The organism is Luteibacter sp. 22Crub2.1, from assembly GCF_900167995.1.
Classification (GTDB): domain Bacteria; phylum Pseudomonadota; class Gammaproteobacteria; order Xanthomonadales; family Rhodanobacteraceae; genus Luteibacter; species Luteibacter mycovicinus.
The window spans coordinates 1-12,966 of the sequence record NZ_FUYT01000020.1 but is presented as its reverse complement, the minus strand read 5'-3'; the positions used below and the strand labels follow the sequence as shown (position 1 = coordinate 12,966).

At 65.9% G+C, this 12,966-nt stretch carries 10 protein-coding genes; 5 read left to right on the top strand and 5 right to left on the bottom strand.

Features of this window, described 5'->3' with window-relative positions:
• Positions 1-336: 336 nt before the first annotated feature.
• Positions 337-978: a met regulon transcriptional regulator MetJ gene (gene metJ / locus B5X73_RS21560; RefSeq protein WP_043692504.1), complete on the top strand. Its 642-nt coding sequence runs from the start codon at positions 337-339 to the stop codon at positions 976-978.
• A gap of 270 nt (positions 979-1,248) precedes the next feature.
• Complete coding sequence (locus B5X73_RS18280; RefSeq protein ID WP_079522828.1) at positions 1,249-2,277, top strand: energy transducer TonB; 1,029 nt, start codon at positions 1,249-1,251, stop codon at positions 2,275-2,277.
• 111 nt (positions 2,278-2,388) lie between these two features.
• Here B5X73_RS18280 and B5X73_RS18275 read toward each other — a convergent pair whose 3' ends face one another.
• Positions 2,389-3,750, bottom strand: a complete 1,362-nt coding sequence (locus B5X73_RS18275) for a serine hydrolase domain-containing protein (protein ID WP_079522827.1) — start codon at positions 3,748-3,750, stop codon at positions 2,389-2,391.
• Between the two features lie 225 nt (positions 3,751-3,975).
• Here B5X73_RS18275 and B5X73_RS18270 point away from each other — a divergent pair, with 225 nt between their 5' ends.
• The gene (locus B5X73_RS18270) at positions 3,976-5,271 is read left to right on the top strand and encodes an NTP/NDP exchange transporter (protein ID WP_079522826.1); all 1,296 of its coding nucleotides are present in this window, start codon (positions 3,976-3,978) and stop codon (positions 5,269-5,271) included.
• On the opposite strand, the gene B5X73_RS18265 is transcribed toward B5X73_RS18270, so the two are convergent.
• Genes B5X73_RS18265 through mtgA form a run of 3 tightly spaced genes read right to left on the bottom strand, consistent with a single transcriptional unit; the run spans position 5,261 to position 7,458 of the window.
• On the bottom strand, positions 5,261-5,689 hold the full coding sequence (locus B5X73_RS18265) for a CBS domain-containing protein (protein WP_079522825.1): 429 nt from the start codon (positions 5,687-5,689) through the stop codon (positions 5,261-5,263). The genes B5X73_RS18270 and B5X73_RS18265 overlap by 11 nt on opposite strands.
• Before the next feature lie 42 nt (positions 5,690-5,731).
• A complete protein-coding gene (locus B5X73_RS18260; RefSeq protein WP_079522824.1) occupies positions 5,732-6,709 on the bottom strand; it encodes a glycosyltransferase family 2 protein in 978 nt (325 codons plus the stop codon).
• Positions 6,710-6,717: 8 nt separating this feature from the next.
• A complete protein-coding gene (gene mtgA, locus B5X73_RS18255; RefSeq protein ID WP_079522823.1) occupies positions 6,718-7,458 on the bottom strand; it encodes a monofunctional biosynthetic peptidoglycan transglycosylase in 741 nt (246 codons plus the stop codon).
• A 107-nt stretch (positions 7,459-7,565) separates the two neighbouring features.
• On the opposite strand from mtgA, the gene B5X73_RS18250 reads away from it, so the two are divergent.
• The gene (locus B5X73_RS18250) at positions 7,566-8,492 is read left to right on the top strand and encodes an Hsp33 family molecular chaperone HslO (protein WP_254857332.1); all 927 of its coding nucleotides are present in this window, start codon (positions 7,566-7,568) and stop codon (positions 8,490-8,492) included.
• 7 nt (positions 8,493-8,499) lie between these two features.
• Here B5X73_RS18250 and B5X73_RS18245 read toward each other — a convergent pair whose 3' ends face one another.
• Positions 8,500-11,394, bottom strand: coding sequence for a bifunctional diguanylate cyclase/phosphodiesterase (locus tag B5X73_RS18245; protein ID WP_079522822.1), 2,895 nt, complete (start codon positions 11,392-11,394; stop codon positions 8,500-8,502).
• Between the two features lie 266 nt (positions 11,395-11,660).
• Here B5X73_RS18245 and B5X73_RS18240 point away from each other — a divergent pair, with 266 nt between their 5' ends.
• Positions 11,661-12,620 carry a hypothetical protein gene (locus tag B5X73_RS18240; RefSeq protein ID WP_079522821.1) on the top strand — a complete coding sequence of 320 codons (960 nt, stop codon included), beginning with the start codon at positions 11,661-11,663 and terminating at the stop codon, positions 12,618-12,620.
• Positions 12,621-12,966: the final 346 nt, after the last annotated feature.

Sequence of the window (12,966 nt, the reverse complement as noted above, 5' to 3'; positions counted from 1 at the left end):
TCGTGTTCCGTTCATCCCCGGAATTCGCCTCCCGATGGATGGTGACAGGAGCGACGACGTGCGCTGTCGCGGTGCGATGCGATTGCGGCGTTTTTTTTGAACGAACAAAAAAACGCCTTTATTTAAGGTGTTTTTTGAACCGCATAAGAGATGCGGTGTGTTTTGAATGGAAGTCCATTAGTGCCTTGCTAATGCCGAAGGTGCGTCGGGGATAAACCCGGTGGACTTCCCGATCGTCCGGTATGTGTCCGCAACGTCTTCAATTTAGAGCCAAAATTTATTGACAGCGGAAATGTTCAGGAATAGCTTTTGCGTCAATTGACGGGGAACCCGGAAATGGAAACAGGAAAATTCGTCAGGCCGTATGTGGAGCATGGTTCGAAAGCGGGTGCGGTACGCAAGATCACCGTCTCGATTCCGCTGCACATTCTCCGCCTGCTATCCGATGAACGTACTCGCCGCCAGGTGAACAATTTGAGGCACGCTACGAACAGCGACCTGCTGGTCGAAGCGTTCCTCCACGCTTTTACTGGGCAACCACTGCCAACTGATGAGGAGCTGAAGAGAACTATGGCCACTGCCAAGAAAGCCACTGCCAAGAAGTCCGCCGCCAAGAAAGCGACGAAGAAGTCCACCGTAAAGAAGACGGCCGCGCGCAAGTCGCCGGCGAAGAAGGCTTCGACCCGTAAGGTCGCGGTCAAGAAGGCTGCGACCCGCAAGTCGCCGGCCAAGAAGGCCACCGCCAAGAAGGCTGCGGTCAAGAAGGTCGCCCGCAAGGCGTCCACCCGTAAGGTCGCTGCCAAGAAGGCAGTCAAGAAGGCTTCCGTAAAGAAGGCCTCCGTCAAGAAGACCGCTCGCAAGGCTGCTCCGCGTAAGGCTGCCGCCCCGCGTAAGGCTGCCTCGAAGAAGGTCGCCACGGCGAAGGTCGTTCGCGCGACTAAGACCGCCAGGGCACCCCGGGCCGCCAAGGCCAAGTAAGCGTTACCTTCCAATAAGAAAGTACGTTTCCGAATTATCTCCCCGCGGTGCCCAGCGCGGGGAGACACTTCGAAACCTTGACCCCGGCTTGCCGGGGTTATTCATTGATGGGCTTCGCAGAATACCTACCCCGGAAAACCTCCTAGGGCGTTGCGCTGGATTCACGCGGCCATTACGGTTACCTTGTCGCCACATCGCGCTGCGGGGGACGGGGGGTCCACCGCGTCAAGCCATCAGGGGGCGCGCGCCTTGCGGAGTCGTACGACCGCCATGGATAACCGTCCACCCTTTATCGATCGCCGCCAGCGTGGCGCGGTCAGTCCCGTGACGCTCGCCGTCATCGTCATTGTCGTCGCGCTCGCCGTCGCGGCCTGGTTCCTGATCGTCAAGCCTTACCGCGACGCCCGCGCCGCGGAGACGCCCGCGCCGGTAGCGGCGCAGAAGGCTGCCGCTACCGGCGTGCCCCCGCCGGCCAACGTCGATGCACTCAGCGTCGACCAGCTGCTGGCCGAAGCGCGCACCGCCATGAACGAGCAGCGCCTCGTCGCTCCGGCGGGCAACAATGCCTTCGAGTTCTATATGAAGGTGCTGCAGAAGCAGCCCGGTAACCCGGTCGCCGCCGATGCGCTCCGCGAGACGTTCTCCTATGGCTCCGCTGCCACGGAGCAGACGATCAACCAGCGCGACTTCAATGAAGCGCAGCGCGAGATCGACCTGCTCGCCAAGGCCGACCCCGAGAACTACACCCTGACCATCCTGCGTTCGAAGCTCGACGCACAGCGCAAGACGCTGGACCGCGAGCAGCAGCAGGCGGTGGATGCGCAGAAGGCTCAGCAGGTCGCGCAGCAGAATGCCGCCGCCACGCAGCGTCAGCAGGCCGAACAGGCCGCCGCGGCCATCGAGGCGCAGCGCGCGCAGGCCGCACGCGAGCAGGCGGCTCGTGTCGCTCAGGCGCAGCAGGCAGTGCCCGTCGCTACGCCCGTTGCACGACCGGCCGCCGCGCCGGCTGCCTCGGAGGGCGGGGCCATCAGCGATGCCGTCCTTATCCGTCAGGTCAACCCGCGCTATCCGACCGCCGCGATGCGTGCGAACCAGGAAGGCTGGGTCGATGTCGAGCTGACCGTCGGTCCCGACGGTCGCGTTGCGAACGTCAACGTGGTCGACGCTCAGCCGAAGCATATCTTCGACCGCTCCGCGATCGACGCCGTCAGCCGCTGGGAGTACAAGGCCGCCACGCGCAACGGCGAGCCGATGACCGTCACCCTGCGCCGTCGCCTGCAGTTCAACCTCGGCCGGTAAATCATCACCAGCCGCGCCAAAAAGAAACGGCCCATCGGGGCCGTTTCTTTTTTTGGCTATCGGTCGTATGAAACCGTCACGGCCGCCATAGCCCGGAGGCCTGAACCTCATTCACTCCGGCTTCTTCTTTTTCTTAGAAGCCTTCGCCGGTGCCGTCTTCTTCACGGGCGCCGCCTTGCCTTTCGCTTTGGTTTTCGTGGCGGGTGCCGCCTTGGCCACCGGTGCCGCACGCACGCTCCCTTCGACACCCGCCCAGTCGACGTGGTTGAGCCCGAGCAGGCTGTCGAACACCATCGGCATCAGACCCGCCGGGACCGGACCCGCGCCGTTCCACATGGTCACGACACCGGCGTGATACTTGGGAAAGAAGCCGATCATCGTGCGATAGCCCGAGACCGCGCCCGCATGGAAGATCAGGTCTTCATTGGCGTACTTGAATACGCGCCAGCCCAGCGCGTAGTGCGCGTCGGTGACGCGCGCGCGTCGCCAGGGCAGCGAGTGGACTTCCGACGGCGTGTCCACCTCGGGCGCGTGCAGGACATCCAGCGACGGCGTGGGCAGGACGTCCGGACGTCCACCCATTTGCGCCATCAGCCACTGCTCCATGTCGCGCAGGCTGGCGTTGACGCCGGCGGCGGGGGCGACACGGTAGTAACTGTCGTTGGGCTCGTAGGGAATCCAGTTGTGCGGACCGCCGCGATGCGGGCGTGCCCAGCTCTTGCTGGCTTCGAGCGCGTCGCGGCCATAGCTGGCGGTGGTCATGCCCAGCGGGGCGAAGATTCGACGTTCGACCTGCCGAAAGAAATAATCGCCGGTGGTGGCGTAGATCACGTCGCCGATCATGCTGAAGGCGACGTTCTGATAGCCGTAGCACGCGCCCACCTTGCAGGAGAGGTCCACCTCGTCCAGCTTGCGGACGAGCTCCTCGTAGGGGGCGTCGGCCTCGAGCATGTTGTCGTACGTGTTGCGCGGCAGACCGAGGCGCTGACCGAGGATGTCGCGCACGGTCGCCTGCTGTGCCGCCTCCATGTCCTTGAGCTTGAAGTACGGAATGGTGTCGATCAGCTTGGTGTCCCAGCTGAGGAAACCTTCACGGACGAGCACGGCGGTGACGCCCGTGGCGAAGGCCTTCGACAGCGACGCCAGGCGGAACACGGTTTCCGGGGTGGCGGCTTCCTTCGTCTTCGCGTTGGCGTAGCCGATGGCGCGCTCGTACACGACCTTGTCGTCGACGATCACGGCGGTGACGATCGCGGGGGCGGCGTCGCGGGCTTCGGCCGCGTCCATCCAGCGGTTGTAGTTCTCGATCGTTTCCTTCACGCGCTCCGCAGGCAGCTTTTCCGACGTGGGGTCGACATGAACGACCGGGGGTTTCTGCGGCGGCTTCTGCGGTGTCGGAGCGGCGAGGGCGAAGGGGGCGGTGGCGGCGCAGGCGAGCGCACAGGCCAGCAGGGAGGCGGATCGAAACGACATGCTATTCTCGCGAAAGCGAGGCGTGACGGACACGCCGAAGGGAGGGAAACGTCATGGGATGGATCGTTTTTCTGATCATCGTCGCTGTCATTGTCGTGTACTTCATCGCTGTCTACAACGGACGGGCGGCTTCACGAAAACGGCAACCCGATTCCCCTTCACGATCCGGTCTTCCCGGCGAGCCATGCTAGGCTTCTCGCGCATCCCGCCGACCCCGGACCCACCGTGAACGAACGTCGACCCTTCGCCAGGGACGAGGCGAGGTCCCTCACGCTCTCCGTCATCGCCTTCTTCTTCGTGATGACGTCGTACTACGTGCTCCGTCCGGTGCGCGATCAGCTCGCGGGAGCGGCCGGATCGCAGTCGTTGCCGCAGTTCTACGCGATCGTCTTCGTGGTGATGCTGGCGCTGACACCGGTCTTCGGCTGGCTGGTCTCGCGATTTCCGCGCAAGCTGGTGATCGGCAGCAGCTATGTGTTCTTTGCCGCCTCGATGCTCGCGTTCATTCCGGCCTTCGTCGCCCAGGACCGCATCGGTGCGGTGGCGCTGGGGCGGATCTTCTTCGTCTGGGTCAGTGTGTTCAATCTCTTCGTCGTGTCGCTCTTCTGGAGTTTCATGGCGGATGTCTACCGCAGCCAGCAGGCGCGGCTGATGTTCCCGTTCATCGCGGCAGGCGGCATGGCGGGCGCGCTGCTTGGTCCCTTGCTGACGCGGCTGCTCGTCCAGCGCCTCGGGGTGCCCGCGATGCTCGTCGTCTCCGCGGCGTTCCTGCTGCTGGCGCTGGGTGCGCTGCTCGCGCTTTCGGCACGGCGTGACCTGAACGATGAAAGCGAAGGCGCGCCGGTCGGCGGTTCGATCCTGCAAGGCGCGAAGGCGGCGTTCTCGCAGCCGTTCCTGCGGTACATGCTCGTGCTGATGCTGCTTGGCGACGGCATCGCCACCATGGGCTACACGCTGATGGCGGATTACACCAAGGGACATTTCGCCGACAACGCGGCACGCACGGCCTTCTATGCCGATCTCGATCTGTGGACCAACTGCTTCGGTGCGTTGCTGCAGCTGACGCTCACCCCGCTGATCATGCGCGGGCTGGGCGTGGTCTGGGCCATGGTTCTGCCGGCGCTGGTCAATATGGTGCTGCTGCTCGGCCTGTCGGTGCTCGGACTGATCGACCTGCATGTCTTCGGCTGGACGGTGCCGGTGATCGCGATCGTGCTGGTCGGCTCGCGCGGCATGACCTACGGCATGACCAAGCCGGCGTCCGACGCGCTGTACACCCGCACGCCGCGCGAAGTGCGCTACAAGGGCAAGAACTTCATCGAGACCGCTGTCTGGCGCTTCGGCGACCTGGTGGTGACGTCGGGCCTCGTCGCCATACGTGGCGCGGGTGTGGGCATCACGGCGATCGGCCTGACCGCCGCGGGTCTCGCCTGCGTGGCGGCCGAGATGGGCCGGCGTGCGGCGAAATCGCCCGACCTGCTACCCGAGCAACGCGACGACGCGACCCGGTCTAGCTCGTGATGTAGCTCTCGAGCTGATTGATGGTCTCGCGCTGTTCGGAGATCACGGCTTTGACCAGATCGCCGATGGACACGACGCCCACGAGCCTCGTGCCGTCGAGCACGGGCAGGTGGCGAAGTCGCCCGTCGGTGCACAGCCGCATGCATTCATCCACCGTGGCGTCGCTGGCGACCGTGATGACGCTGGCCGTCATGATCTCGGCCACCGGGGTGTCGCGCGACGATCGGTCCTTCAGGATGACCTTGCGCGCATAGTCGCGCTCGGAAACGATGCCGACCAGTTCACTGCCTTTGATGACCACCAGCGCGCCGACGTTCTTATCCGCCATTTGCCGGATCGCCTCGTAGACCGAGGCATCGGGCGCCACGGCGTAGACGGCTTTGCCCTTGCCTTCCAGGAGATGCTTGACCTGCTGCATGCTCGACTCTCCGCTGCCGCGCGGCGTGCCGCCGCGAGGAGATCAGTCTACGCCGGGTGCGCGCGGGCGAGGGTAAGGATCAGGTGAAGAGGGCGCGCCGCGCCGCGACTCGACGTAATAGATCGGCCGTCGCTTGGATTCCGCGTAGGTGCGGCCGATGTACTCGCCGATAACGCCCAGCGCCAGCAGCTGGGCGCCGCCCAGGAACAGGATCACGACCAGCAGCGTGGGGTAGCCGCGGACGGGGTCGCCCCAGATGCATACCTTGAGCAGCACCCATACGCCGTAGAGAAAGGCCAGGCCCGCGGCGGACACCCCGAGCCAGGTGGCGATACGCAGGGGTGCCGTGGAGAACGAGGTGATGCCCTCGACGGCGAGGTTGCCCAGGCGCCAGTAATTCCACTTGGTCGTACCGGCGTGGCGCGCGTCGCGGTGATACACCACGGAGGTCTGCCGGTAGCCGATCCACGCGAAGAGTCCCTTCATGAATCGCTGGCGCTCGCGCAGGCCGTGCAGTGCCTCGACCGCGCGGCGCGAGAGCAGGCGGAAGTCCCCCGTGTCGCGCGGAAGCGGTGTGTCGGCCACCCGCTCCATGAGGCGATAGAACGCCGCCGAGGTGAACTTCTTGAAGCGCGTCTCGCCGTCGCGCTCGCCGCGGGTCGCGTAGACGACGTCGAAGCCTTCGCGCCAGCGGGCGATGAGGGTGGGGATCAACTCGGGGGGATCCTGCAGGTCCGCATCGATCACGACGACCGCGTCGGCGTCCGCGGCATCGAGACCGGCGGTCATCGCGGCCTCCTTGCCGAAGTTGCGCGACAAGCGCAGGGCGACGACGCGCGCATCCGCCTGGGCGATGCGCTCGATCAGCGACCAGGTCTCGTCGCGGCTGCCGTCGTCGACGTAGATCACCCGCGCATCCGCGTCGAGCCCGTCGAGCACCGCGGCGATACGCGCGTGGAAGTCGTCGATGACCTGCGCTTCGTTATATGCCGGGACGACGATGGCCAGTGAATACGTCATGGTGGCGCTCAGCGTACGCGACCGGCGACGGGGGCCGGGCGAGTGAGATAGGCCGGGCCGCCGAGCTGGCTCATCTGCTGCGAGATCCACGCCGCGCGACGCTGGACGTAAGCGCTGGGCGCCTCGACGTGGAAGCGGCGGGGATTGGGCAGGACGGCCGCAAGCCGGGCTGCCTGCGGCACACCCAGGCGATCGGGCGTGGTGTGAAAGAAGGTGTCGCTCGCGGCGCCCACGCCGTAGATGCCGTCACCGAGCTCCACGATGTTCATGTACACCTCGAGGATGCGCTGCTTCGGCCACAAGGCCTCGATGAGCACGGTGAAATAGGCCTCGGCACCCTTGCGCACGAAACTGCGGCCGTTCCACAGAAACAGGTTCTTGGCGACCTGCTGGCTGATCGTGCTGGCCCCGCGCAGGCGCTTGCCCTCGTCGGCCGCATCGATCGCGTCCTGGATGGCATCGACGTCGAAGCCGTGGTGATAGGGGAATTTCTGGTCTTCGCCAGCGACCATGGCCAGGCCCACCTGGGGCGATACGCGCTCCCATGGCACCCAGTGGTGACGATAGGTGAAACCGGTTTCTCCGGTGACCAGCGCGGCCACCCGTCGCTCCATGATCATCGCGCTGGTCCACGGCTGCACGAAGCGCAGCACGAACACCACCAGGACCGACAGTGCGACCCACGAGACGATGAGCAGGCCGGCGAGATGGACGATGCGGCGGGGCAGCGAGCGGGACGTCGGGCTCATGAGGGCACGCGGAAGGAGGATGGCGCAGTATAAAGGGCCTGTGCCCATGCAGGCTTGTCGCCGGGCCGACCCATCCCCATCTCCCGTCGGATCACCAGGAGGCCACCGTGACCGATTCGATCGTCGATACCCTTGCGTCCGAGGACGTGCTGCACCGCTTCCTGCTCGAGAAGGCGGGTGTGCGCGGCGTACTCGTGCGGCTCGGCGCCAGCTGGCAGGACATCGCCTCCCGCGTCGATTACTCCGCGGAGCTTCGAGACACGCTGGGGCAGGCCGTCGCGGCATCCGCGCTGCTGACCGGCAACGTCAAATTCGAAGGCTCGCTGTCCCTGGAGTTCAAGAGTCAGGGGGCGCTGCGCCTCCTCTTCGCGGAATGCACCGACAAGGGCCGCCTGCGCGGGCTGGCGCGATTCGACGAGGGCGATATGCCGGTGACGGACGGCAAGCTCGATCTGAGCGAGCTGCCCGACGCCGCGCTCGCCATCACCATCGGCCAGATCGACCGCGGCCGCTACCAGGGGCTGGTCGACCTCGACACGTCGTCCCTCGCCGAGGCGCTGGAAAACTACTTCCAGCGGTCGGAGCAGCTGCCCGCGCGCATTCTTCTCGCGGCAGATGGCGTGCACGCGGTTGGCCTCATCCTGCAACCGGTAGCGGGAGAGGGCGGACACAGCGCCGCCGAACAGGACGACGACGCCTGGGAGCGTGTCGGTCACCTGACGGCCACGCTGAGCGCCAGCGAGATGCTGTCGACGCGTCCGGAGGAGCTGCTGTTCCGCCTTTACCACGAGGAAACCGTGCGCCTGTACGAGCCCAAGCCGCTCGCCTTCGGCTGCACGTGTTCACAGGAACGCGTGGAAGGCATGCTGCGCGCGCTGGGACGCGACGAGGTCGAGGCGACCCTCGAGGATCGCGACGGCGAGATCGAGGTGATCTGCGAGTTCTGCGCCACGCGGTACGTGTTCGATCGCGTGGATGCGGAGCGTCTGCTCACGCAGGCCGAGACCCCTCCCGCTCCCTCGACACTGCAGTAAAACGCGCTCAGGCATCCAGCGACAGTGGCGCTCCCAGCCACTTGCTCGCCGGCTGCGGCTGCGCGAACAGAAACCCCTGGCCGAAGCGGCAGCCGATACGCTGCAGCACCCGCATCTGCGATTCGGTTTCGATGCCCTCGGCGATCACCTGCATGCGCAGCGAGTCCGCCAGCGCCTGGATGGCCCGGACGACTGCCGTGCTATGCGCCTGATCGTCTTCGGCCGGAAGCTCGATGACAAACGACCGGTCGATCTTCAGCGTCTCGATCGGATACTGATGCAGATAGCTCAGTGACGAGTACCCGGTACCGAAGTCGTCCAGCGCGATGCCGACACCGTGCTCGCGCAGGTGCTCGAGAATGCGTTTGACCTGCGCGGGATTCTCCAGCAGCGCGCGCTCGGTCACCTCGACGCGAATGCAGCGCGCGGGTACGCCGTGCTGCGCGAACAGGTCCAGCAACCGCTGGTCGAGATCGGCCGAGCGGAAATGACTGCCCGACACGTTGATGCTGATGAAGCCCTCGTCGCGCGTGAGCGCACGGGCCTGTCGCGCCACCTGCTCGAAGATCTGCCAGTCGATGGCTTCCGAACAACCGGTGTCCTCGGCAACCGCGAGGAATTCGCCGGGCGGCAGCAAGCCGCGCTCGGGATGGCGCCAGCGCAGCAGCGCCTCGTAGCCGACGACGCGCAAGGTCGCCAGTTCGACGATCGGCTGGAAGAACGGCACGAATTCATTGCGGGTGATCGCCCGCCGAAGGTCGCCCTCGAGCTCGAGCAGCGAAAGCGCTTCACGGCGCAGGCGATCATCGAAGACGGCGGCGCGATGGCGTCCCTCGTCCTTCGCGCGATACATGGCCGAATCGGCGTCGCGCAGCAGTTCTTCCGGTCGCGTGTATTCGGGCGTCGGCAGCGCGATACCGATGGATGCGGAGGTGAAGATCTCCTTCGCGCCCAGGCGGAAGGGCGTCTGCAACTGCGCGATGATGCGCTCCGCGATATGCGTGGCCGCCTGCGGATCGGTGATGCCCTCGACCAGCACGGCGAACTCGTCGCCGCCCAGGCGCGCGACGACGTCGCGCGTCTTCAGGCAGGCACGCACGCGCCCGCCGACCTGAAAGAGGAGATCGTCGCCGACCAGGTGACCGACCGAGTCGTTGATCACCTTGAAGCGGTCGAGGTCGATGAAGAGCACGGCAAAAAGTTCGCCCGGGTTCTCGCGGTAATGGTTGAGCGCCTGCTCGAGTCGCTGCAGGAGTAGCGTGCGGTTGGGCAGGCCGGTAAGCGAGTCGTGCAGGGTTTCGTATTTCAGCCGGCGTTCGACGCGTTCGCGCTCGGCGATCTGCTCGCGCAGGTCACGGTTGGCCAGCGCCAGGGCACGGGTGCGCTCGGTGACGCGTCGCTCGAGGCTGGCGTAGGCCTGCTTCAGCGATTCGGTCGTGTACTTGCGCTGCAGCGCGTTGGCGATGTGGTAGCTGACGAACGTCAGCAATTCCTGGTCGCGCGCGCTGTACGTGTGTTCGGGCGAATAGCTCTGCACCGCGAGCACGCCCATCGACTTCTCGTTCCAGATCAGCGGAACGCCCAGCCAGTGCAGTGAGCGCGCGCCGCTGGTGGAAAGGACCTGGTCGCGATTGAGGCGGTCGATCTCGTCGCGATCGGCCAGCAGCGCCTTGCCGTTACGCAGCACGAATTCGGTGAGGCCACGCCCCAGTTCGCGCGGCTCGCGCACGCCGTCGAGTTCGTCGACGGAGTAGGGGAAGGTCAGCTTGTTCTGATCCTCCGAGAGCAGCGCGATGTAGAAGTTGCGCGCGTAGAGCAGGCCGCCGATGACGCGATGCACGGCGGCGTAGAAGTTCTCGATACTGTCCGACGTATTGGCCAGCTCGGCGATACGGAACAGCGCCGCCTGCAGGCGTTCGCCGCGCTGGCGCTGCAGGACCTGCTGACGCAGCACGCGGTTGGCCTCACGCAGGGCGGCGGTTCGCGTGGTCACGCGTCGCTCGAGTTCCTCGTGCGCCTGGCGCCGTTCGAGCGCCGTCTGCACGTGCTGCGCGACATAGGTGAGGAGTTCGCGGTCGTTTTCGGTGTAGCGCGTGTCGTCGCGATAACTCTGCACGACCAGCGCACCCACCACGTCGTCACCGCGCTTCATCGGTACGCCGAGCCAGTCGTCGCTGGGCGGCCCGATGGCCACGCGCGGACCCGGGAGGCTCTTTTCCAGTTCGGAGCTGGCGCCCATCATCGAACGCCCGCTCTGCAGTACGTGCCAGGTCAGCGAATTCTCGATCGCATCGATCAGACGGATGCCTTCGGGATCCGGCATGTCGTCGTCGACCGTATCGACGAAATACGGAAAGCGTACGGTCCGGTTTTGCGCGTCGTAGAGGACGATGAAGAAGTTCTCGGCATACATGAGGCTGCCCACGATGCTGTGCAGCGCACTCATCATGTCCTTCATGTTGTGCTCGGCACCCGCCTGCTCGGCGATGGCGTAGAGCGCGCGCTGCAGCCGTTCGGCCTGCGCGAGGCGTGAGATCGCCTCGTAAAGATTGGCGGTCTCCGCAAGCTGGCGCAGTCGGGCCGAGGCAAGCCTGCCCAGCCAGGACACCATGTCGGTCCAGGCGGAAGCGTCCCGGTCGTCGGTGCCGAAGCCCAGCGTGCGACCGGACTGCGGGTCGACAGCGAGGTCCAGCGTGGTGCCGGCCGCCATCGGCGCATCGTCGACACGTAGCCATGCGACCCGGGCATCGGGCAGCAAACAGCGCGCGAACGCCTCGCACTCGTCGCGGACCCCATCGGCATCGGCCGCTCTCAGCAGGCGCTCGACGGCGTCATGCAGCGGCTCGACCTCCCCGGTGCCGGGCGTTTGCGATGTCGGGCTTTGGGATGGAGCTATGGTCATCGCCTGACGAAGATTCCGGTCGTGGTCGGGCCAGTCTATATGTGTTAACGCAACCGTGCGAAGGCCCTCGCAGGTTGCTTAACCCGTTGCGCCCCACGCGCCCCGGTTCCTCCCGTCGTACTAAACGGCAGGTAATCTTTTTCCTGAACCTCGACCCTCCCGGGGTGTTAGTAAAAAGTAAAACGGGGTATAGTCGGGTCGTTCTCGCCGGGCTGAAGGCGAGGGCAAGGGGAGGAAACCTTCAGCCGCTTACGACCAGACCCGACATGCGCCGATCCTTACTCACGTTGCTACTTCTGATGCCGCTCGCCGCGGCAGGTCAGAGTGCGTCGGTGGGTCCGGACGCCACGGCGTCCCGTCTGCTGGCCAAGCAGCCGGATGCCTACGCGCAGACGAGCCAGGGTTCCTTGCCGCTGTGGCGCGCCCCCGATGGCCGGATGCTCGCCATCCAGGCCGACGATCGCGCCGATCCCAGCAAGCCGTTGGCCCTCCACGCGGTCGATGCCGGCCCTTTCCTGTCCAGTGGCCTGCAGTACGATCTCGGCCCGCGGCTCCAGGCCCATGCCAGTGTCAGCGGGCAGGGCTGGGCGAATTCGGCCGAATCCTGCGCCGCCGCGGCGCCGGGTGGGCTCGACAACCGTTGCTACACGCCGGGTGCGCCGCCGCGCATTGTCGGCAGCGAAGTCGGCGCGACCTACCGTGGCACGGGTTACAGCCTCGGTCTGGGCGTCGGTTCGAGCCGTCCGACGGGTGGTGGCGCGGCGCTCCCGCGCGTTCTGCCGGGCCTGTCTACCGCATCGGGCCTTCCCATCAGCGCCCTTTCGTCCAGCACCGAGCTCAATGCCCATGGCAGGGTCGATCTCGGTGCGCGCAGCGGTATAGACGTCGGCGCCAGCGTCGGCCGCATCCGCCTGCTGCCGGGCAATCTGCTGGGCATCGGCTCGGTCGACCAGAAAGCGCTGAGCTTCGGCGTCGACCGCGGCTCCGTGTCGGGCGCCATCACCGGCCGCACCATGCAGCCGGAAGCCAACATCGTGAATGGCCTGAACCCGGATCGCCGCTGGAGCGCGGTGGACCTCGGCGTCACCTTCCGCCTGCCATGGCGTGGTGAGCTCTCGGTCGGTGCACAGAACGTCTGGTCCTCGGGCAACGCCCCCGCGAGTCCGGCGGGTCCAGAGCCCGACTCCTCGCGAACGCCTTACGTCCAGTACCACCAGGACCTCTGAACGAACCCGCCGCAAGGCGGGTTCTTCGTTTATGGCGCTCCGGATGGCAGCCGATCGCGAGAGCCAGCCCTGCTGGCGATCCCGCGGCGGCTGGTCGGCTGGCCGGCTTGGCGGCAATGGCCGGGCTCGGCTCGGCTTGCGCCATCGCGTTGGCCTTGTCGCGGCGTGCGGTGTTGCGTTGAAGAGCCGGCGGGGGTGACCCTCGAGGCCACCCCTGCGGCGACCCCTCAGGGAAGGGCCGCTACCGCGGCCGTATTTCAATGGCCTTCGGCCGGGTCGGGCTCCGACTGGGGGTTTTCGAGTCGGCTGTCCCTGCCTCCCCGAAAACGGCCGGTCATCCCTGACC

Excerpts from the sequence above, each read along its gene's own strand:
- metJ (WP_043692504.1), top strand. The coding sequence starts at position 337 with ATGGAAACAGGAAAATTCGTCAGGCCGTATGTGGAGCATGGTTCGAAA.
- B5X73_RS18280 (WP_079522828.1), top strand. The coding sequence starts at position 1,249 with ATGGATAACCGTCCACCCTTTATCGATCGCCGCCAGCGTGGCGCGGTC.
- B5X73_RS18275 (WP_079522827.1), bottom strand. The coding sequence starts at position 3,750 with ATGTCGTTTCGATCCGCCTCCCTGCTGGCCTGTGCGCTCGCCTGCGCC.
- B5X73_RS18265 (WP_079522825.1), bottom strand. The coding sequence starts at position 5,689 with ATGCAGCAGGTCAAGCATCTCCTGGAAGGCAAGGGCAAAGCCGTCTAC.
- B5X73_RS18260 (WP_079522824.1), bottom strand. The coding sequence starts at position 6,709 with ATGACGTATTCACTGGCCATCGTCGTCCCGGCATATAACGAAGCGCAG.
- mtgA (WP_079522823.1), bottom strand. The coding sequence starts at position 7,458 with ATGAGCCCGACGTCCCGCTCGCTGCCCCGCCGCATCGTCCATCTCGCC.
- B5X73_RS18245 (WP_079522822.1), bottom strand. The coding sequence starts at position 11,394 with ATGACCATAGCTCCATCCCAAAGCCCGACATCGCAAACGCCCGGCACC.
- B5X73_RS18240 (WP_079522821.1), top strand. The coding sequence starts at position 11,661 with ATGCGCCGATCCTTACTCACGTTGCTACTTCTGATGCCGCTCGCCGCG.